This window comes from Sphingomonas kyeonggiensis, from assembly GCF_030812785.1.
In the GTDB taxonomy this organism is placed as follows: Bacteria; Pseudomonadota; Alphaproteobacteria; order Sphingomonadales; family Sphingomonadaceae; genus Sphingomonas; species Sphingomonas kyeonggiensis_B.
The window spans coordinates 344,718-364,503 of record NZ_JAUSTJ010000003.1; the positions used below are offsets into that span (position 1 = coordinate 344,718).

The window sequence follows — 19,786 nt, forward strand, 5'->3', positions numbered from 1 at the left end:
TCCCGAAATACGTCCGGTGCATTCCGCTGCGCGTCCAGGAGATGGGTCCCCGCTTTCGCGGGGATGACGATCAGAGGGAGGATTGCTGGTGCCAAAGCAGTGGGAAACATAACGGCAACGCTTGCGTTTCGGCGCGCTGCAACATAGCCCTTGCGCCCGCAGGAAATAACCGGAGGCCGCATTGAGGGAAATCGCATCGAAGGGGCAGCTGAGGCTCGCCTATCTGCGATGGGCCGTGGTCACGGTGCCGTTCATCCTGCTGCTCGGCTTCACCTCCGCGCGGCTCGCGCCTTCGGGCAGCGAAAATCCCTGGTTCGTGCGGCTGGCCAAGCCCGCGATCATGCCGCCCGAATGGGCGTTCCCCGCCGCCTGGACGACGCTCTACATCCTGATGGGGCTGGCGCTGGCGATGATCATCAACGCGCGCGGATCGACGCTGCGCGGCCCGGCGCTCGTGGTGTTCGCGGTGCAGATGGCAGTGAACCTCGCCTGGTCGCCGGTGTTCTTCGGCATGCACCAGGTAGTGGCCGCGCTGGCGATCATCGGCGCGCTGTTCGTGCTGGCGCTGATCACCTTCCTCCTCTTCGCCCGCATCCGCACCCTGGCGGCGCTGTTGCTGGTACCGTATCTGGCCTGGATCGCCTTTGCCGGCGTCCTCCTCTATCAGATCCACGAGCTCAACCCGAACGCCGGAAGCCTTGTATCCGCGCGCCCGGCTGACGAAATACAGATCAAGTGATCGCGTAAGGAACGAGACATGCAGACCGACAACCGCCTGTTCGACGATTTCGTGAAGTTCGTGAACGGCGCGGCCGGCACGCTGGCCGGCGTCGCCCGCGAGACCGAAGGCGCCGCGCGCGAGCGCGCCCGCGAGTGGATCGGGGGCATGGACTTCGTCAGCCGCGAGGAATTCGAGGCGGTGAAGGCGATGGCCGTGGCCGCGCGCGACGAGAATGACGCGCTTGCCGCGCGCCTCGCCGCGATGGAGGCACAGCTGGGCGGCGGAAAGCCCGCCGCGGCTGCTCCCAAGGCGGCCAAATCGCCTAAGAAGCCTACGGGACAAGCATAAACACCTTGTCCACAGCTTTTGCGCAGGGTTGCGAACCCTGCGCTTGTGCGGGCCCGGTGCGGTTGGCAGATTCTGGCCAAGCAATCCGGCCCCAGTGGAGAAACTGATGCTCGACGAAGCGGAATTCGACCGCGACGACGCAGCCCCTATCGACATGCTCGAAAGCTATTTCGCCGCGCATGGCTGGACCCACAGCCGCGAGGACGACGAGATCGTGGCGAAGGTCAAGGGAAGCTGGACGGAGTATGAGCTTCGCGCGATCTGGCGCGAGGACGACGGCGTGCTGCAGTTCCTCGCCTTCCCGGACATCCGCGTGCCCGACGAGCGCCGCGCGGCGGTCTACGAGACGATCGGCCTGGTCAACGAGCAGCTGTGGATCGGCCATTTCGAGCTCTGGTCGCAGAGCGGCATCCTGCTGTTCCGTCACGCCGCGATGATCGACGGCGACGAGCCGACGCTCAGCCTCAACCAGGCCGAGCTGCTGGTCGAGAGCGCGATTGACGAGTGCGAGCGCTTCTACCCCGTGTTCCAGTTCGTGCTTTGGGGCGGCAAGACGCCGGCCGACGCGCTGGCCTCCGCGCTCATCGAAACCCAGGGCGAGGCGTGAGCGCCGGACTGGCGAAATTCTCCTGCTCCCCGGCGAACGCCGGGGCCCAGGGTCACAAGCGACACGGCAGAGAAACCCTGGGCCCCGGCTTTCGCCGGGGAACGGCTTCGTCTGGCACTCATAGGAAATGACAATCTCTAGTCTCTGGCTGGTCGGTTGCGGCAACATGGCCGGCGCGATGCTGCGCCGCTGGATCGAAGCGGGGACGGTGGATCCCGCGCAGGTCTTCGTCGTCAACCGCCAGGACCGCGACCTGCCCGAGGGCGTGCGCCAGGGCCGTGAATTCCCCGAAGGACCGCTGCCCGACGCTGTGATGCTGGGCATGAAGCCGCAGCAGATCGACGAGATCGCCGCGACGCACGGCGCCCGCATCGCCGGCGTGCCCCTGCTGATCTCCATTCTCGCCGGCGTCGAGCTGGCCTCGCTCGCCGACCGGTTCCGGGCCGGTGCGATCGTCCGCGCGATGCCGAACCTGCCGGTGGCGATCGGCAAGGGCGTGGTCGGGCTGGCGGGCGACCGGAGTGACGCCGTCGACGCGCTGATGCAGCCGCTCGGGCTGGTCGAATGGGGCGACGAGGCGGCGCTGGACCGGCTCGGCGTGCTCGCCGGCTGTGGACCGGCCTTCGTCTATCGCTTCATCGACGCGCTTGCCTCCGCCGGCGTGTCGATCGGTTTCGGCGAGGAGCAGGCGCTGCGCCTTGCCGTCGCCACCGTCGAAGGGGCGGGGCTGCTCGCTGCCCAGGCCGATGCGCCGCCGTCCGTGCTCGCCGACCGGGTCGCCAGCCCGGGCGGATCGACCCGCAAGGGGCTCGACGTGCTCGACGCCGACGACGCGATCAAGGCGCTGCTTCGCGCCACGCTCGACGCATCGGCGCGCCGGAGCGCCGAAATGGCCGCCGCCGCCCGCCGCTGACCGGAACGCCCGCGCGCCTGCTCCGTTGTTGCCTCCGATAGCGAAACCTCGGAGGCGTAGCATGACGACCACCACCGCGACCCGTGACAAGAGCGGCCGCTTCACCGGATCGAAGCGCACCAGCGCGACCAGCAATCTCGGCGTGATCGCCGGCGCCGCCGCGGGCGGCATGGCGCTGGGCGTGCTCGCGCTGCTCGGGCGCAAGGCGGTGGTCCAGGCGCCGACCGCGCTCGCCGGCAATTGGGACGAGGCGCTCGCCACCGAGCATGAGGCGACCCGCAAGGTGTTCGACCAGATCGAGGCGACCGACGAGCGCTCCACCACCAAGCGCAACCTGCTGCTCGCGCATCTCAAGCACGCGCTGATGAAGCATGCGGTGGAGGAGGAGAACGTCATCTACCCGGCGTTGCGCGAGGCCGGCCAGCGCGACGCCGCCGACGAACTCACCAAGGAACATGGCTATGTGAAGCAGTTTCTCTACGAGCTGGAGAACACGCCCACGGCCTCGCCCGACTGGATCGCCAAGGTCCGCGAATTCCGCGCCGCGATCGAGGAGCATATGGAGGAAGAGGAGCTCCGCCTCTTCCCGATGCTGCGCGCCCAGCTGAGCGACGAGAAGAACAAGGCGCTGACGCTGTCGATGAACAAGGAAGGGTTCAAGGTGGCCTGAGGCAATCGAAGGCGCGGCGGGAAAAGGATAGCGCTAACAGTTGCTTGTCGACAGGCGGTGCCGTTTCGCTAGAGGAACGGCATGCGCACGCTCCGTTTCCTGCTCGCCGCCAGCCCGCTCGTTCCGGCTCTTCTCCTCTCGGTTTCGCCGGTCCAGGCCGGGCCCGTCGCCGCCCAGACGCCGGTCGCCGCCATCGAGGCGTGGCTGGCCCGGCCCGATGCGGCGCGGCGGATCGACGATCCCGCGCTGGCCCGCCCGCTCAGCCGCGCCGAGGCGGACCGTGCGCTGGCGCTGCTCGGCGCCGAGCATCTGCGCGCGACTGCCGCACGCTATGCCGATGCGGTTGCCGCAAAGCAGATCACCATCGGCGACAAGACGCTGAAATGGGAAAGCAAGGTCTTCGGCAACGCGGCGCCGGGCAAGCGCAGCCTGTGGATCTCGATGCATGGCGGCGGCAATGCCGAGCCGGCGGTGAACGACCAGCAATGGCGCAACCAGATCCGTCTCTACGAGCCGGCCGAGGGCATCTATCTCGCCCCGCGCGCGCCGACCGATACGTGGAACCTCTGGCATGAGGGGCATATCGACCCGCTGTTCCAGGCGCTGATCGATGCGCAGGTGGCGGTCAACGGCGTCGATCCGGACCGCGTCTATCTGATGGGCTATTCGGCGGGCGGCGACGGCGTGTGGCAGCTGGCGCCGCGCATGGCCGATCGCTTCGCCGCGGCGGCGATGATGGCGGGGCATCCGAACGAATCCTCGGTGCTCGGCCTGCGCAACCTGCCCTTCGCGATCTTCATGGGCGGCGCCGACGCGGCCTATGACCGCAACCGGATCGCCGCGGACAAGACCGCCGAGCTCGACCGGCTGCATGCCGCCGATCCGGACGGCTATGTCCATATGTCGCGGATCTATCCGGGCCTGCCGCACTGGATGAACCGCAAGGACGCCGAGGCGCTGCCCTGGATGGCCGGCTTCACCCGCAACCCCTGGCCGAAGCGCATCGTCTGGCTGCAGGACGACGTGACGCACGACCGCTTCTACTGGCTGCACATCCCCGACGCGGCGGCGGCCAAGGCGGGCGACCAGATCGTCGCTTCGGTGGAGGGGCAGGTGATCACCCTGACGGGCACCGTCCCGGCGGGCGCCGAGCTGCGACTGTCCGACCGGCTGCTCAACCTCGACCGGCCGGTGAAGGTGATCGTCAACGGACGGACGGTCCATTCGGGCAAGGTCGCGCGGACCGGGCTGGCGATCGAGCAGTCGCTGCGCGAGCGGGCGGATATGGCTTCGGTGGCGACGGGGGTGGTACGGGTGCGGTGAGGGGCGGGGCCCAGTTGCAGCCATCATGCATCAAAAAGAAGCCCCGGCGCCGATAGGCGCTGGGGCTTTCTGCATAGGTCAGGCGAATTCTACTGTGGAAACGGGGAGAGCGTGATCAGAATAACGTTCCGGAATGCCGGACGGCCGTTGGAGGAGCTCATGGGTACGACCTGGTGCATACCCTTCTTGCTGAGCAGGATCGCCTCGAATTCCTCAGTTAAATTGACCTTTTCCACCAGATCTCGCGGCCCGTTGGCAAGGATGTTCTCGCCACCGCTTATGTTGTGACTTAGTTCGGAAAGGATGACCGCCACATACTCTTCCTGATCGCGGTGTAGTCCGAGGGGGGAGGAATGCGCGATCATCGCGGCAACTGTGCGATAGGAAACCATGTGGACGCCGATCAATAGGCTATCCGCAAGGAAGAGGATTTGGTTTGTTAATTTTGCAACACTTAGGTTGAAGCGGATCAGTTCTCTGAGCGTACGGCTTTGCAAGACAAGGCGGTCCAGAGATACGAATTGCCGAAGCTTGTCGCCATCGTCCGCATTATACTGGCGCGTCTGGACATAGGGCATTGCAGGCAAGAGCGTGGCGGTGTGATCGCGAAGCTCAAGGGCGCTGTAGGCGCGCCACCGATTGCCCGGTTCTGTATCAATCTGGAGAGAGTCGCGGAAGGCTCGTCTAAGTTCGTGACTGTCATCCAGCTGCGAGCGATCGTAATCGTCGGGCAGTATGTGAGCATATCCCTGAAGCGCGAAATCCTTAGCGGCGTTCCAAGCTGCTCGGCAGGGGGTTAGTTCGGATAATTCAATGTTATAAGGTTCAAAATTGGATGGAGCATTGTCGGCTCCAAAAACGGTAGAGTCCGGATCTCCATCATCAGAGTTCTTTTCGCCGGGCGGATGGAAATCCACCGAAGCAACATCGTGCGAAGGCATTTTTGTCCTCCTTTGAAGCCACCCGATCTAAATAGAGTTCGGCGTGGGGAGCGGGACATTAGTTTTGCCTATATTGATGTCAATAGGAAGAATCGCTTTTATTTTCATGATTCAAGTATGATCGAGCGGCGCATTTTAAGAACCCGCGGTAAGTGTACTGGACAGGCTGAGAATGTGACGCAAGGTAGGCAATCGCATCCGGGCTTCATCTCCCCAACCGCTCCACATACCCACACAGCATATCCGCCAGCGCGTCGGACCACGCCTCGATCTCCGCCTCGGTCCGCGGGGTCTCGGAGAAGCTGCTGCCGACTTCGCTGAAGGTCATCTTGATCAGCCGGCCCGCCAGCATCCGCTTGTCGTCCGGCACGTCGGGCAGGGTCTCGCGCAGGAAGGTGCGGAAGATCTCGGCATTTTCCGCCTTGGCGGCGATCGCCTCGGGGGCGTCTCGGTAGAGCGGGGCGGCGTCGCTCAGCGCGGTGCGGATCGCCGCTTCCTCGCATTCGGAGCGGATGAAGGCGTGGACCAGCCGGCGCAACCGGGCGAGGGGCGGGGTGGCCCGGTCCTCGAGGATGCCGCGGAGCAGCGCGGAGGTGCGCTGCCATTCGTCGCTCTGCAGGCGGAACAGGATCGCCGCCTTGTTGGGGAAATACTGGTAGAGCGAGCCGACGCTCACCCCGGCGCGCTCGGCGACTCGCGCGGTGGTGAAACGCTGCGCGCCTTCCTTCGTCAAAACCTGAACAGCGGCGTCGAGCACCGCCTCGACCAGCTGGTTCGAGCGGGCCTGCTGGGGGCTCTTCCGCGAGGCGACGCGGGTGGTCCGGCGGTCGGTCATCTGGGCTCTCCGCCAATGCGAATAGTCAAAGCTGACGAACTAGTCGTATTTTCCGGTCCAGCAGGCAAGCCCCTGCTTCCACATGGAGAACCCCAGATGACGACGCTTTCCGGCGCCCCCGTGGCGCCCCTGCTCGCGCGCCTGTTCGCCGAGGTCGATGCCAACCCGCCGGCGCAGAGCCCGGCCTTTGCCGGCACCACCGCCGAGCAGCATCGCGACATGATGCGCAGCAAGACCCAATATCGCGACTTCTATGCGAAGCTCGCCGATTTCGCCCTGCCGGTGACGCCCGAGGTGGGCGGGCTGCTCTACATGCTGGCGCGGGCGACGCGTGCCACCTCGATCGTCGAGTTCGGCACGTCGTTCGGCCTGTCGACGCTCCACCTCGCGGCGGCGCTGCGCGACAATGGCGGCGGCCGGCTGATCACCAGCGAGTTCGAGCCGAAGAAGCTGGCGCGTGCCCGGGCGAACCTGATCGAAGGCGGCCTGGCCGACCTGGTCGAGTTCCGCGAAGGCGATGCGCTGGAGACGCTGGCGGTCGATCTGCCCGAGACGATCGACCTGGTGCTGCTCGACGGCGCCAAGGCGCTCTATTCGGACATTCTCGACCGGCTCGAGAGCCGGCTGCGTCCCGGCACGATCCTGATCGCCGACAATGCCGATTACTGCCCGGAATATCTGGAGCGGGTCGGTTCTGTGGCGAACGGGTACATGTCGATGCCGTTCAGCGACGAGGTGGAGCTGTCGATCCGGCTGCTGTGAAAATCCTCCCTCGCGAAGCGGGGGAGGGGGGCCGCGCCCGCAGGGCGTGGTGGAGGGGGCATATCCGCGAGCGACGTCGCAGTTGGTGAGGGGCGAACCCCCTCCACCACGCGACTGCGTCGCGCGGTCCCCCTCCCCCGGAGCTGCGCTCCGAGGGAGGAATTGGAACCCTAACGCCCCAGCATCGCCACCACCTGCTTCTCGCTCTCCGGCACCAGCCCTTCGAGCACCGCCCAGAAGCCGCCGACCGCGCCCGGCCCGGCGCTCGAATAGGCCGCCGCCATCTTGCTGCGCAGCGCGTCGAACAGCTCGCCTTCCAGCTTGGCACCGGCCGGGGTGAGGCGCAGCAGGCGCTGGCGGCGGTCCTTGTCGCCGGTGCGCGTCTCGACGAAACCGCGGTCGCCCAGCTCGGTCAGCACCCGGCCGAGCGATTGCTTGGTGATCGACAGGATCGCGAGCAGCTCGCTCACCGTCAGGTCCGGCTTGCGGGCGATGAAATAGAGCGCGCGGTGATGGGCGCGGCCCAGGCCCTGCTCGGCCAGTCCGGCATCGATCGAGCGGGTCAGATGGGCGTACCCGAAATAGAGCAGTTCGACGCCGCGCCGGATCTCGGGCTCGCGCAGGAACAGCGGGGATGCAGGAATTGGGGCAGCCATGTTGACGCTTTCTGCCACCGCGCCTAACCCGCTGCAAGCCGCTGTAGGCAGAGTCGGGAAGAGCAAGATGCACGACACCACGATCCTGGATTTCGAATTCGAAGCGCACCCCAATCCGGTCGGCGATGCCGATCGCGCCGCGGTGCTCGCGAATCCCGGGTTCGGCAAGGTGTTCACCGATCACATGGCGGTGATCAAATATTCGGCCGAGAAGGGCTGGCACGACGCGAAGATCCTGCCGCGCGGCCCGATCCAGGTCGATCCGGCGACCGCCGTGCTCCATTATGCGCAGGAGATCTTCGAAGGCCTCAAGGCCTATCGCACGCCCGATGGTAGCGTGACCCTGTTCCGCGCCGGCGAGAATGCCCGCCGCTTCCGCGAGTCCGCCGAGCGCATGGCGATGGCGCCGCTGCCGGACGAACTGTTCCTCAGCTCGATCCGCGAGCTGGTGAAGGTCGACCGGAACTGGATCCCGGAGATCGAGGGCGGCTCGCTCTATCTGCGCCCCTTCATGTTCGCCAGCGAGGTGTTCCTGGGCGTGAAGCCGTCGAGCGAATATCTCTACATGGTCATCGCTTCGCCGGCCGGCGCCTATTTCAAGGGCGGCGCGCCGTCGGTGACCTTGTGGGTGTCGGAGCATTACACCCGGGCGGCGCCGGGCGGCACCGGTGCGGCCAAGTGCGGCGGCAACTATGCCGCGAGCCTGATCGCGCAGAAGGAAGCGATCGGCGAGGGTTGCGACCAGGTGGTGTTCCTCGATGCGGTGGAGAACCGCTATGTCGAGGAGCTGGGCGGCATGAACGTGATGTTCGTGATGGACGATGGCTCGATCGTCACCCCGCCGCTGGGCGGCACGATCCTGCCCGGCATCACACGGGATTCGCTGCTCACGCTGGCGCGCGACCAGGGGATCGTGGTGCGCGAGGAGCGCTATTCGATCGACCAGTGGAAGGCCGATGCCGAGAGCGGCAAGCTGCGCGAGGCCTTCGCCTGCGGCACCGCGGCGGTGCTGACCCCGATCGGCAAGGTGCGCGGGCGCGGCTATGAGTTCGTGATCGGCAATGGCGGTCCGGGCCTCCTCACCGAGAAGCTCCGCGCCGAGCTCGGCGGCATCCAGCGCGGCACGGCGGAAGATCCGCACGGCTGGGTTGAACGCATCGGCTAAGTCCCTATAAGCGCCCGCTCTGCTGGGGCGTAGCCAAGTGGTAAGGCAACGGTTTTTGGTACCGTGTACCGAAGGTTCGAATCCTTCCGCCCCAGCCAGCCACAACCCTCTGATTCGGCTTCAAGATGCTGAAAGGAGGGGGAATATCGATTGCTGCCATCCGGTCGGACAGGACCGGATGGGAACCGGTTCGCCTGATCTGGACGGCAATTATCGCACGATTTAACGCATGATTTTCGAGCGCTGGAGAGCCGATCGGAGCGTCGGCTATCGCGGGAAAAACCGCGTTCTCACTGCTGCCGAGCGGAAAGAAATCCGCAAGTATGAACGGCGCTCGCGGGCGACGGTGCTCTCCTCCCCCTGACATTCGGCCGATACTCGGCGTACTGCATGGTCGATTCTCGGAGTCGATCGGGTTGGGCTCGGGGCGAGCCGTCTTCACCTACCGTCCAAGGCTGCTCTGCCCGAATATACTCCTACAGAATTACGGACGACTATGGTGGGGCGGGAGCCCGAACCTTATGGCGGAGAGGTGTTCTCAGCGCATCATTCTAGTGGAGGGTCTCAATGATCTGCCGTGTCATGGCGGCATAAGATTGCGGGCAGGATGAAGGTCGGATTGACTTAAATACTCCTACAAATCTATCGTTCGCGCTAAAGGGGCGGCGATGCGCGAACCGACTCGATCGACGATCACGATCCGTGACGTGGCGGCCCACGCCGGCGTGTCGCGCATGACCGTCTCGCGCGTGGTCAACGGCGCCTCCGGCGTAACGCCCGAGACGCGATGCAGGATCGAGGCGGCGATAGCGGAGACGGGGTATCGGCCCGATCCCGCGGCGCGCGCGCTGGCATCGCGACGGGGTGCCGAACGCGCCGAGCCGCGGATCGGGCTGGTCTATCCCGCGAACCGCGCCGACGCATTGGGCGCATTGCTTGCCGCGAGCCTGGACTCCGCGAACAGGCTGGGGATGCGGCTGGTGCCGGTTGCGGTCGTGCCCGGTCGGGCGACGCCGGCGCTCGCGGATGTCGAGGGGATGCTGTTCCTGGCGGGCGTCGAGGTCGCGAACCCGCAGATGTTTCCTGCCGTCGCGATCGGTCCGGAAACGCCCTGCGCTGTCACTGCCATCCATATCGACGAGGCCGGTAGTGCGCGGCTGGCAACCGAGCGGCTGGTGTCGCTTGGGCATAGGCGGATCGGGTTTCTCGGTTCGCAGGCGAATGGGGGGCTCGAGCGCGCGCGCGAAGCGGGGTTCCAGCGCGTGTTGGTGGGGCGGGGGCTTGTCGAGCGCAGCCAGGTGCCGGGCATGGCAGGTGCGCGGCTGGCGGCGCTGGCGCTGCTTGCCCGTGACGAGCCCGTGACCGCGATCGTCGCGGCGGACGAGGCGCTGGCGGTGGCGGCACTGTCGGTCGCCTGCGAGCTCGGCCTGGCGGTGCCGCAGGACCTGACCCTGTGCAGCTTCGCCGAGGCGAACAGCGTCTGGCCGGGCGAGATGCTCCGTGCCGTCCTGCCGGTGGCAGAGATCTGCCGCGCCGCCTTGCGGCTGCTGCGCGAGCAGATCGACGCCAATCGGGCGGGCCGGACGGGACCGGGTATTCGCGAGATCCTCGTGCCGCGCAGGCTGGCGCCGGAAGGAGCTTATGCGCCGCCGCGGATCAGTGGGCGCTACCCAGAATCACGACCGTCGCGCCCTGAAGCCCCTCGGCGGCGACGCGCAGGGTGATCGTGCCCGCTGCACCCGGCTTCGTGCGCACGATCGCCAGCGCCAGCCCGTTGAACGCATCGCGGTCCGCCGACTGGAACGGTTCGAAGCTGGTCGCATCGCCATTGTCGGTCGCGACGATCTCGCCCGGCCCTTCCACCGAGAAGTGCAGCCGGTTGGCGGCACGCGGAGCGGGATTGCCGTCCTTGTCGAGGATGCGGACGGTGACGAAGGCGAGGTCCTTTCCGTCAGCGTGGATCGTGCTGCGGTCGGCGCTGGCCGCCATGCCGGCAGGCGCTCCGGCGGTCTTCACCGTCGCGCTGGCCCATTCCTTGCCGTCCTTCCAGGTGACGACCTTCAGCTCGCCGGGCGCGTAGGTCACATAGTCCCAGCGGAAGCGATACTCGTAGAGGCCGCGCTTCTTCCGGCCCTGCGACTTGCCGTTGACGAACAGCTCGGCCTCGTCGCCCGAGGAGATGACATGGACCGGCGTCACCTGGCCCTCGCGGCCCGGCCAGGTCCAGTGCGGCAGGATATGCGCCATCGGCAGGTCCGGCCGCCAGCGTGCCTGGTAGAGATAGAAGCGGTCCTTGGCGAAGCCGGCCAGGTCGACGATCCCCGAATAGGAACTGCGCGCGGCATAATAAGGCGTCGGCTCGCCGAGATAGTCGAACCCGCTCCAGACGAACTCGCCCGCGGCATAGGGCGCCTGGTCATGCGCGGCGAAGGTGCGATCGGGCGAGGCGCCGAAGTCGGCGGCGAACAGCTCGTAGCTGCTCACCTGCTGCGTATCCGGATCGCCGCCGGCGCCGGGGCGCACCGGTCCGCTGATCGTGCCCGGCACGGGGAACTGATATTCGCCGCGGCTGCTCAGCGCCGAGGCGCTTTCGCTGCTGAAGATCAGCTTGTCCGGGAAGCGCGCGCGATAGGTGGGGAACTGGCTCGGCAGACTGCGCACGCCGGTGCCCTGATAGTTGAGCGCGATCACATCGACCGCACCGGGCAGCGGCATGTCGGCCTTGGCCCAGTTCATCGCGGTCATCGCCGGGCGGGTGGGGTCTTCCTCGCGGGTGATCGCCACCAGTTCGCGGGCAAGGGCCGCGCCGGGCTCGCCGTCATATTGCTCGCCCACTTCGTTGCCGATGCTCCACATCAGGATCGAGGGGCTGTTGCGGTCGCGCCGCAGCATCGCGCGCAGGTCCTGCTCGTGCCAGTCGTCGAAGATCAGGTGGAAATCGAGCGCGGTCTTCTTCTTGCGCCAGCTGTCGAACACTTCGTCGATGATGAGGAAGCCCATCCGGTCGGTGAGTTCGAGCAGTTCGGGGGCAGGCGGGTTGTGGCTCATGCGGATGGCGTTCACGCCCATGTCGCGCATGATCTCGAGCTGACGCTCGGCGGCGCGCACGTTGAAGGCGGCGCCCAGCGCGCCGAGATCGTGGTGGTTGTTCACGCCGCGCAGCGGCACCTGCTCGCCATTGACGATCACGCCCTTGTCCGGATCGTACTGAATCGATCGGATGCCGAAGCGGGTCTCGTAGCGGTCGATCGCCCTGCCGCTGCGCGTCACGCTGGTGATCGCGACATAGCGGTTGGGCGCCTGCGTCGGTGGCGGCCCCCACAGGCGCGGCTTGACGATGGTGGCGGTACCGGAAAGCGTCGCGCTGCCTTGCGCCGGGATGCTGGCCTGCTGCGCGGGGATCGTCGCGACCGGCTTGCCCAAGGGCTTGCCGTCGGCGCCCAGCACATAGATGCGCGTGACGGCCTCCGCCTGCGCCGCCTGGCCACCGTCATTGTCGAGCGTCACCTGCAGATCCACCGTCGCCGATGCAGCGGAAACCTTCGGGGTGCGCACCAGCGTGCCCCATTGGCCGACATGCACCTTGTCGGTCCTGGTCAGCCAGACGTTGCGATAGAGTCCGCCGCCCGGATACCAGCGCGCGGATTCGGGCGGGTTGTCGAGCCGGATCGCCAGCTGGTTGGGCTTGCCGGGCATCAGCCAGGGCGTCAGGTCGAGCCGCCAGCTGTTGTAGCCATAGGGCCAGCCGCCGACGAGATGGCCGTTGAGCCACACGCTCGCATAGGACATCGCCCCGTCGACATCGAGGAACACCGAGCGGCCGGCGTCGCGCGCCGGAATGTCGAGCGTGCGGCGATACCAGCCCACGCCCCAGCTCGGCAGCCGGCCCATGCCGCCATAGGGGCCGTCCTTCAGCCAGGGGCCGGTGATCGCCCAGTCATGCGGCAGGGTGACCGGCTGCCAGCCGCTGTCGTCGAACTTCGCCTGAACATAGTCGAGCGTGCCCGGCTCGCCGGCCGGGCGCTGGTGGCGCTTGGTGGGGTCGCGGACAAAGGCATTGCCGCTCGGCAGGATCCAGGCCTTCATCGTCGGTGCATTGCCCGATGCAGCGGCTTCGGCTTCCTGCGGCCGGGCATCTGCGGCCTTGCCGTCCTCGCTGGCGCCCAGTGCCGGGCGCACGTCGTAGCGCAGCCAGACCGGCGCATCGGCGGGGTCGCCCTTCTTGAACCGCCAGCCGCTGTCGAGCGAGATGCGTTCGCGCTGGGCCAGTGCGGCGGCCGGTACGGCGAGCGCCAGTGCGGCAAGGGCGGTCAGCAAGGATCTCAGCATCGTCGTCCCCAGGTCAGTCGCAGCCGTGTGTCCGCGCATCGGCGGCCCAGTCGAGGGCGTTGTCGATCATGTGCAGGTGTAGCGGCTCGGCATAGGTCTCGGCCTTGTGGCCGAGTGCGGAAAAGAACACGCGGCTTCGTCCGACACACCGTGTCCAGACAATCGGATGCCGGGCGCCCATTCGCTGTTCCGGCGCCGGCTGGTAGCTGCCCTCGTCGAGCCAGGCGAGGATGCGCGTCCTGTGGCCGCTCGGCACGCGGTCGAACGCATACCATTCCTCCTCGCGTCGCCACGCCATGGGCAGGCCCTGCATCGCCGGGTGGTTCGCCTCGGCGATACGGACCGTGCCCAGCTGGAACTGGTTCGGCTTCGACGTATGCCCGATGAACTGCGCGCCGAGCAGCGTGCGGACATACCAGCGCCAGTCATAGTCGTGATCGCCGCCCGAGCCATGCAGCATCACCAGCCCGCCGCCTTTGGCGAGCCAGGCGCGGAAGGCCTTCCGCTGCGCCTCGGTGAAGACGTTGCCGCTGATGCTGTTGAGCAGGATCACATCGAACTGCCGCAGCTGGGCCGGATTGAAGACCGCCGCATTCTCGGAAACGTAGCTGTCCCAGCCTTTCTCCGCGGCGATCCGAGCGAGCGCCGCGTTCGCCGCCGCGATCTGCGGGCTGTCGCGAAAGCCGTTGGTCTTGGAGAAGATCAGCACCCGGTGCGCGCGGGCGAAGACGGGCAGGGCGGGCGGCGCGCTGTCCATCACCGGCGTCGGCCAATAGACCGGGTTCTTCACATAGGGTGTCGCCGAAGGAGCGGGCGGGTGCGGCGTCCAGGGCTGGCCGCAGGCGCCCAGCGCCGCGCACAATGCCAGGGTCAGTCGCGCGCGCATCTAGCGCAGCCGCACCACGTCGCTGCGGATGCCGCGCGCGATGTGCTTGAAGGAAACCGTCCGCATGGCTGTTCCTCGGCTGGCAACGGAAAAAGAAGGCCGGTGTCGCCACCGGCCAGAGGGGATTGCTTCGGGCGCCGACCCGGCCACCACGGGGTGGCCGGGCCAGCCGCGGATCAGAAGCGGCCGCGCAGGCCGATCATCACCACCCGTCCCGGGTTGAACACATAATAGGCAGCGTTCGAATATTGGAAGTAGGTGCGCTGGCTCGACTTGGTCAGGTTCTGCACGTCCACGGTGATCTCGGGCAGATGCTTGGCGCCCAGGATCTCGTTGAGGTCGAACGACGAGCTGAAGTCCCACTGCTGGTAATCATCGACGAACAGCGAGGCATTGGTGATGCCGTTCTGGTTCGCGCCCGAGATGACGTTGCCCTGGTTGAAGGTCGTCGACATGCGCAGCGAGATGCCGCGATTCTCGTAATAGGCCGAGAGGTTGTAGGTCACCGGCGAAACGCCCGTGGCCACCGCCGGCGCCGCGCCCGAACCCGACTGGCTGATCAGCGTCATGTTCGCGTTGAAACCGAAGCCCTTCAGGCCGAGATAACGGTCGAGCAGGAAGTCGAGCGGCTGCACCCAGTTCAGCTCGAGGCCGTTGACCTTGAGCGTGCCGGTCGCGTTGACCTGCTGGGTGAGCACCACGCTGGCGTTGTTCGGGCCGCCGCGCGAGTCGATCGCTGCCTGCTGGGTCGGGTTCAGCGTGCTGTAGGTCACACCATATTGCGACAGCGAGGCGAAGGGCACGGTGACGTTGCCGTTCACGGTGAAGCCGGTGACCGCCTTACGGAAGGCGGCGAAGCCGATATAGCCTTCGGCGCCGGTATAATATTCGAAGCCCAGGTCGATATTGTCGGAGATGTACGGCTTGAGGTCCGAATTGCCGACCGAGCCGATGTCGGCCGACGGGCTGCCGAACGACAGGCCGGGCAGCATGTTGCCGGGGTTCGGACGGGTCATGGTGCGCGAGACCGCGGCACGGACCACGGCATGGTCACCCAGATGGAAGGCGGCCGAGGCCGAGGGCAGCCAGTTGTCGTAATCATTGTCGGTGTACACGAAGTTGACGATGTTCGGGTACAGCCCGCCATCGGCCGGTGCCACCGCCGGCGCCGCCGGCGTGTTGCGCGGATCGGGCAGGGTCACGCGCCCGCCGATCGTCTGCATCGTCCGCACCCAGCGCAGGCCGGCGTTGAAGGTGATGCGGTTGTCGCCGAGCGGCAGGTCGCCATTGACCTCGGCATAGGCGCCGATCGTACGCTCGCGGATATAGCCGCCGCTCGCGCCGGTGTTCGCGCCGCCCGATTCCGGTGCGCTGTCATGGAAGGCGTCATAGTTCGACGCGGCCTTGAACTTGTTCCAGTCGAGCGTGACGAAGCCGTCCGGTCCCGGCAGCAGATAGCTGCTCAGCGCGCTCGCCGGGATCAGCGAGCCGCGATAGACCAGCGGGGTGGTCTGCCCGGCGGTATAGCCGGTGCCATAGCCCGGATAGGTCGGGTAGCCGGCGCCCGGCGTGGCGGTGTTGAGGCCGGCGCAGGGCGGCTGGCTGTTGGGCGAAGGCAGGAAGATGCTGGGATTGTCGCCGCAGACGGCATTCTGCCACGCCTGGCTGTTGTCATAGCCGCGGATCGTGCGGGAGACGTCGTCATAGGCGGCGCCGACCTGCAGGTTCAGGCGGTTGTCGCCCCAGGTCAGGTCGCCGCGCGTACCCTTGGTATAGGTCCAGCGGCGTTCGTCCTGCAGGTTCACGCGGCCGCCGGCCCAGACGAAGTTCGCCGGGTTGTTCAGGTCGACATTGCTGGTGATCGTCGGGAAATCGCCGCCGGTGTTGTCGTAGTTGACGGTCAGCCCTGAGCCGGCAGCCGTGATCGGCAGCACGGTCGGCGATTCACGATGGAACTGGCTCTTGGTGTAGTTGCCGTTGACGGCGAGCTTGAGCTTGTCGGCGATCTGCCATTCGATGCCCGGGTTCACGCCCCAATATTGCAGGCTCTCGAAATAGGGCCGGTATTCGAGGAAGAACTGCGAATTGTAATAGGTGCCCTTGGTGACGGTGCAGCCATTGGTGCAGTCGCTGCGGTCGTATTGCGTGTTGACCGGGATGATCGCGCCGTTGCGGCCCACCCAGTCCATGTCGATGCGCTGCATGTTGTTGCGCTTCCGCGCGAACATGCCGTCGATATAGGCGTGGACGCTGTCGCCCTTATACTCGATGCTGCCGATGAAGTTCAGCCGCTCCTTGTAGCCATATTCGTCGGTCTCGCGGCCGAGGCGCGGGATGATGCCATTGTCGATCTGGGTGATGTTGGCACCCGGATTGAGCTGGAGCAGCAGTGCCTGGTCGATCACCGTGCCGGTCGCGACGCCCGGGATGCCGGCATTGGCCGGGACGGTGCCGGGGATGGTCCAGTTGCCGCCGCCGGTGTTGTTGCGGGTCGACGAAGTGTTCTGGGTGGCGCTCAGGTTCGGGTTGGTCCAGCCGACGCTCTCGAAGCCGACGGTACGAATCTCGTTGTGCTGGCCGGCGACGCCGAACAGCACGCCGAAATCGCCCATGGTCGTGCTGGCGAGCAGCGAGCCGCGATAGCCGTAGCGATCCGAATTGGTGTTCTTGATGGCCTGGCCCGAATAGGTGATGTGCGTGCCGGGGCTGTCGAAGGGACGCGCGCTGCGCATGTTGACGGTGCCGGCCGCGCCGCCCTCCAGCCGATCGGCATTGGGGCTCTTCTGCACCTCGAGCTTGGTGAACAGCTCGGTCGGGAACAGGTCGAGATCGACTTCGCGGTTGGTGCTCTGCTGGCCGTCGCCGCCGGTCGAGGCGACCGCGATCGGCGCGTTGTTGAGCAGCACGCGGGTGAAGTTGGTGCCCAGGCCGCGGATCGTCACCTGCAGGCCTTCGCCCGTGATGTCGCGGCTGATGGTCACGCCGGGGATGCGGTTGAAGCTCTCGGCGATGTTGGTGTCGGGGAACTTGCCGATGTCCTGGGCGAAGATCGAGTCGGTGAAACCGGTCGCATCGCGCTTGGCATTGGTCGAGCTCTGCAGCGACTTGCGATAGCCCGAGACGATGATCTCGTTGCCGGCGTCCTGGCCGATCTCCGGGGCCTGCGCATTGCTATCCTGCGCGGCGCCGGCCGGGGCGTCCTGGCCCCCGGGCGTGGCGGTCTGCGCATATGCCGGCCAAGCGGTCGACGACAGCAGAAGTGCAGCAAGGGCGGCCTTGCGGGCCGCCGACGAACGTCCAACGGTATCGAACATATCGATCCCCTCCCATCTCCTGAGCGGTGCCTTTGCAGCACCTTATCGCGCTAATGGTAGCGCTAACGGGATTGGTAATATGTATGAGTAATTATGTCAATATACTCTGAGTTAGTGTTTTGCGAGTCCGCCAATCCCCGCAGGGCATGCGGCGACTCCCGCACCGATGCATCGGCAGACCGGTGCGGGGTGGCAGGCAGCGCGCTCCCGGGATCTGTACGAGTAAATCTGCGGGACGTCGGCTATGCCTTCTTCGCCACCGGGAAGCTGGTGATCCTGAGTTTCGGCGCGGCATAGGGCATCAGCACCAGCTTCTCCGGCTCGCCCTTCACCATTGCCGTCGCGGGAGGCGGGGCCGCTGCATTGTCCCGCTCGTCCCAGTCGGCGGCGGTCAGGCGATAGCCTTGCGTCACCAGCACCACCGGCGGGCTGCGGCGCGAAAAGGGCACTGGCCCGATCGCGCGCTCGATCCGTTCGATCGGCGCATCCTCGACCAGGGCATAGCGCCACTCGCCCTCGGGCAGCACCGCCCAGTCGGCGGTCAGCCCGCGGTCGCGCAGCTTCTGCCACTTCTCGGGGATCGGCAGCGAGAACACTAACGGCCCCTGCTCGACGAAACTGCCATGCGGCGAGGCGACCCGCCGCGCCTCGGCGGTGAAGCGCAGCTCGATCCTGTCGCCCGCTCTCCATTCGCGATCGATCCGGGCGAACTGGCCCGCGGCGGAGCTAGCGACCGCCTTGCCATTGACGCGGATGCTCGCCGCCCTCGCCCAGCCAGGCACGCGCAGCGCCACCGGGAAGCGCGTCGGCCGCGCCGGATCGACATGGATCGTCACCTGGTCGCGGAACGGATAGTCGGTATCCTCGCGCAGCGTCACCGGCACCTCGCCGATAGCGGTCGCAACCTCGCACGGGCCATAGATCGTCTTGGCCAGCCCGCCATCGGCCGTAGCCATCCAAAGGCTCGCGACCAGCTTGGGCCAGCCCTGGTGGAAATTGGCAGTGCAGCAGCCGAAATTGGGCTCCAGCCCGAACAGGTTCGCCTCGGGGCCGTTGGTCGTCCACGGCCCCTTTTCGTGCGCGCAGCGGATCTGGTTGGGCTGCTGGTCATACTGGTGCGCCCACATGTCGTCGGTGAAGGTCGCCTGCAGCGCATTGTATGCGATCCGCTCGATCCGATCGCCCAGCACCGCATCGCCGGTGATGGCGAGGCCGAGCTCGAGCGAATACATCGCCTCGACGATCGCGCACAGCTCGACGCCCTGGCTCGGGCTGCGCCCGGCAAGATGCTCGTCGGCCGAATAGCTGCCGATCGGCAGGCCGTGATAGCGGTCGAGGATCGCCAGCTGGTTGTGGATCGCCTTGCGATCCTCGGCGCTGCCCGAAACCACCGCCCATACCGGCGAGGCCTTCAGCGCCTGCGCATTGTTGACGCCGTGCAGCGTCTGCGCATGGTCCGCGAGCCCGTTGGCGGTGCCCTCCTCGCCGGTCTTGTCGAGGCCGACCTCCGCCTTGATCGTCTTGGTGCGATAGGGATAGTTCGGACCGAACAGCCCCTGCCAGTCGGCGCCCTGCCGCTTGAGCAGCCGGGCCAGCTCGAGCAGCTTCGCATCGCCGGTGCGGTTGTAGAGCCAGATCACCGACACGACTTCGTCCTGCCAGCGCGACCGGCCCCAGTCGCGCAGCGGCCGGCCCGGCATCTCGGCCAGCTGGTGATGGAAATAGCGGGTCATCACCGGGATGACGCGCGGGTCCTGGGTCAGCTCATGATATTGGGTGAGCACTTTCAGCATCACCATGCGCGGCCACCAGTCGTCGTTGCTGCGCGGGCCGATCATGCCGCTGGGGGCCGGGTTGTCGAGCGTCCAGTCGATGAACCGCATCGCCTTGGCCTTGAGCGGCGCCGAATCGAGCATCCAGGCCAGCGGCACCAGCCCGTCGAGGAAATAGGGGCCGCGCTCCCAGCTCTCGCCCTTGCCGCCCAGCCAGCCGCTGTCGCGGCCGAGGTCGGGCCAGGTCTCGTCGATCCGCCCGCCCATGCCGTCGGCCTGGATCTGCAACTGCTTGCGCAGCCATCCGCCCGGCCGGACCGCACCGGTCGGCAATGGATAGAAGGGCTGCGGCGCGAGCGGCGCGCGATTGGGCGGCGGCGATGCGGCGACCACCGGAGCGGCGGACCGCGCCGCGGCAGGGACACCGGCTGCCGCCACCGCGACCGCAGCGGTGTTGCCCAGGAACGCCCGGCGATCGGTGTGGTGGCTGCCCAAGGCCTCGCTCTCCATTGTACGACTTATATGATTCTGTCGTAGAATGGCC

General features: G+C 66.7%; 16 protein-coding genes and 1 tRNA gene. 10 read left to right on the forward strand and 7 right to left on the reverse strand.

From position 1 onward, the window contains the following. Positions 1 to 181: 181 nt before the first annotated feature. The 6 genes from J2W22_RS19500 (at position 182) to J2W22_RS19525 (ending at position 4,582) form a co-directional block, all read left to right on the forward strand. Positions 182 to 739: a TspO/MBR family protein gene (locus J2W22_RS19500; RefSeq protein ID WP_307119943.1), complete on the forward strand. Its 558-nt coding sequence runs from the start codon at positions 182 to 184 to the stop codon at positions 737 to 739. Between the two features lie 18 nt (positions 740 to 757). Beyond that, on the forward strand, positions 758 to 1,069 hold the full coding sequence (locus tag J2W22_RS19505; RefSeq protein WP_307119944.1) for an accessory factor UbiK family protein: 312 nt from the start codon (positions 758 to 760) through the stop codon (positions 1,067 to 1,069). A 103-nt stretch (positions 1,070 to 1,172) separates the two neighbouring features. Next, on the forward strand, positions 1,173 to 1,676 hold the full coding sequence (locus tag J2W22_RS19510) for a YbjN domain-containing protein (protein ID WP_444875420.1): 504 nt from the start codon (positions 1,173 to 1,175) through the stop codon (positions 1,674 to 1,676). Positions 1,677 to 1,803: 127 nt separating this feature from the next. Next, entirely contained in the window at positions 1,804 to 2,589 is a 786-nt protein-coding gene (locus tag J2W22_RS19515) for a pyrroline-5-carboxylate reductase family protein (protein ID WP_307119946.1), read from the forward strand. 61 nt (positions 2,590 to 2,650) lie between these two features. Further along, complete coding sequence (locus tag J2W22_RS19520; RefSeq protein ID WP_307119947.1) at positions 2,651 to 3,259, forward strand: hemerythrin domain-containing protein; 609 nt, start codon at positions 2,651 to 2,653, stop codon at positions 3,257 to 3,259. An 81-nt stretch (positions 3,260 to 3,340) separates the two neighbouring features. Then, positions 3,341 to 4,582 carry a dienelactone hydrolase family protein gene (locus tag J2W22_RS19525; RefSeq protein ID WP_307119948.1) on the forward strand — a complete coding sequence of 414 codons (1,242 nt, stop codon included), beginning with the start codon at positions 3,341 to 3,343 and terminating at the stop codon, positions 4,580 to 4,582. A gap of 89 nt (positions 4,583 to 4,671) precedes the next feature. Here J2W22_RS19525 and J2W22_RS19530 read toward each other — a convergent pair whose 3' ends face one another. Both J2W22_RS19530 and J2W22_RS19535 read right to left on the reverse strand, forming a co-directional pair. After that, positions 4,672 to 5,523 (reverse strand): 2OG-Fe dioxygenase family protein, encoded by an 852-nt coding sequence (locus J2W22_RS19530; RefSeq protein ID WP_307119949.1) that lies wholly within the window; start codon positions 5,521 to 5,523, stop codon positions 4,672 to 4,674. Positions 5,524 to 5,728: 205 nt separating this feature from the next. Next, on the reverse strand, positions 5,729 to 6,358 hold the full coding sequence (locus tag J2W22_RS19535; RefSeq protein WP_307119950.1) for a TetR family transcriptional regulator: 630 nt from the start codon (positions 6,356 to 6,358) through the stop codon (positions 5,729 to 5,731). A gap of 96 nt (positions 6,359 to 6,454) precedes the next feature. Here J2W22_RS19535 and J2W22_RS19540 point away from each other — a divergent pair, with 96 nt between their 5' ends. Further along, positions 6,455 to 7,120: an O-methyltransferase gene (locus tag J2W22_RS19540; RefSeq protein WP_307119951.1), complete on the forward strand. Its 666-nt coding sequence runs from the start codon at positions 6,455 to 6,457 to the stop codon at positions 7,118 to 7,120. 170 nt (positions 7,121 to 7,290) lie between these two features. Here the strand turns inward: J2W22_RS19540 and J2W22_RS19545 are convergent, their stop codons facing one another. Further along, positions 7,291 to 7,776 (reverse strand): MarR family winged helix-turn-helix transcriptional regulator, encoded by a 486-nt coding sequence (locus J2W22_RS19545; protein ID WP_307119952.1) that lies wholly within the window; start codon positions 7,774 to 7,776, stop codon positions 7,291 to 7,293. Positions 7,777 to 7,843: 67 nt separating this feature from the next. Here J2W22_RS19545 and J2W22_RS19550 point away from each other — a divergent pair, with 67 nt between their 5' ends. From J2W22_RS19550 to J2W22_RS19560, 3 genes are all read left to right on the forward strand, one after another. Then, positions 7,844 to 8,941 carry a branched-chain amino acid aminotransferase gene (locus J2W22_RS19550; protein WP_307119953.1) on the forward strand — a complete coding sequence of 366 codons (1,098 nt, stop codon included), beginning with the start codon at positions 7,844 to 7,846 and terminating at the stop codon, positions 8,939 to 8,941. Between the two features lie 23 nt (positions 8,942 to 8,964). Next, a tRNA-Gln gene (locus tag J2W22_RS19555) sits at positions 8,965 to 9,039 on the forward strand. Between the two features lie 570 nt (positions 9,040 to 9,609). Beyond that, a complete protein-coding gene (locus J2W22_RS19560; protein ID WP_307119954.1) occupies positions 9,610 to 10,665 on the forward strand; it encodes a LacI family DNA-binding transcriptional regulator in 1,056 nt (351 codons plus the stop codon). Here J2W22_RS19560 and galB read toward each other — a convergent pair. The 4 genes from galB to J2W22_RS19580 form a co-directional block, all read right to left on the reverse strand. Beyond that, on the reverse strand, positions 10,598 to 13,270 hold the full coding sequence (gene galB / locus J2W22_RS19565; RefSeq protein WP_307119955.1) for a beta-galactosidase GalB: 2,673 nt from the start codon (positions 13,268 to 13,270) through the stop codon (positions 10,598 to 10,600). The two genes, J2W22_RS19560 and galB, sit on opposite strands and share 68 nt — an antisense overlap. A 13-nt stretch (positions 13,271 to 13,283) precedes the next feature. Next, complete coding sequence (locus tag J2W22_RS19570; protein WP_307119956.1) at positions 13,284 to 14,156, reverse strand: ThuA domain-containing protein; 873 nt, start codon at positions 14,154 to 14,156, stop codon at positions 13,284 to 13,286. 176 nt (positions 14,157 to 14,332) lie between these two features. Continuing rightward, positions 14,333 to 17,470: a TonB-dependent receptor gene (locus J2W22_RS19575; RefSeq protein ID WP_307119957.1), complete on the reverse strand. Its 3,138-nt coding sequence runs from the start codon at positions 17,468 to 17,470 to the stop codon at positions 14,333 to 14,335. Between the two features lie 242 nt (positions 17,471 to 17,712). After that, complete coding sequence (locus tag J2W22_RS19580) at positions 17,713 to 19,752, reverse strand: beta-L-arabinofuranosidase domain-containing protein (RefSeq protein WP_307119958.1); 2,040 nt, start codon at positions 19,750 to 19,752, stop codon at positions 17,713 to 17,715. Positions 19,753 to 19,786: the final 34 nt, after the last annotated feature.

Coding starts and splice junctions, on each gene's coding strand:
- J2W22_RS19505 (WP_307119944.1), top strand. CDS start 758: ATGCAGACCGACAACCGCCTGTTCGACGATTTCGTGAAGTTCGTGAAC.
- J2W22_RS19515 (WP_307119946.1), top strand. CDS start 1,804: ATGACAATCTCTAGTCTCTGGCTGGTCGGTTGCGGCAACATGGCCGGC.
- J2W22_RS19520 (WP_307119947.1), top strand. CDS start 2,651: ATGACGACCACCACCGCGACCCGTGACAAGAGCGGCCGCTTCACCGGA.
- J2W22_RS19525 (WP_307119948.1), top strand. CDS start 3,341: ATGCGCACGCTCCGTTTCCTGCTCGCCGCCAGCCCGCTCGTTCCGGCT.
- J2W22_RS19530 (WP_307119949.1), bottom strand. CDS start 5,523: ATGCCTTCGCACGATGTTGCTTCGGTGGATTTCCATCCGCCCGGCGAA.
- J2W22_RS19535 (WP_307119950.1), bottom strand. CDS start 6,358: ATGACCGACCGCCGGACCACCCGCGTCGCCTCGCGGAAGAGCCCCCAG.
- J2W22_RS19540 (WP_307119951.1), top strand. CDS start 6,455: ATGACGACGCTTTCCGGCGCCCCCGTGGCGCCCCTGCTCGCGCGCCTG.
- J2W22_RS19545 (WP_307119952.1), bottom strand. CDS start 7,776: ATGGCTGCCCCAATTCCTGCATCCCCGCTGTTCCTGCGCGAGCCCGAG.
- J2W22_RS19550 (WP_307119953.1), top strand. CDS start 7,844: ATGCACGACACCACGATCCTGGATTTCGAATTCGAAGCGCACCCCAAT.
- J2W22_RS19560 (WP_307119954.1), top strand. CDS start 9,610: ATGCGCGAACCGACTCGATCGACGATCACGATCCGTGACGTGGCGGCC.
- galB (WP_307119955.1), bottom strand. CDS start 13,270: ATGCTGAGATCCTTGCTGACCGCCCTTGCCGCACTGGCGCTCGCCGTA.
- J2W22_RS19570 (WP_307119956.1), bottom strand. CDS start 14,156: ATGCGCGCGCGACTGACCCTGGCATTGTGCGCGGCGCTGGGCGCCTGC.
- J2W22_RS19575 (WP_307119957.1), bottom strand. CDS start 17,470: ATGTTCGATACCGTTGGACGTTCGTCGGCGGCCCGCAAGGCCGCCCTT.
- J2W22_RS19580 (WP_307119958.1), bottom strand. CDS start 19,752: ATGGAGAGCGAGGCCTTGGGCAGCCACCACACCGATCGCCGGGCGTTC.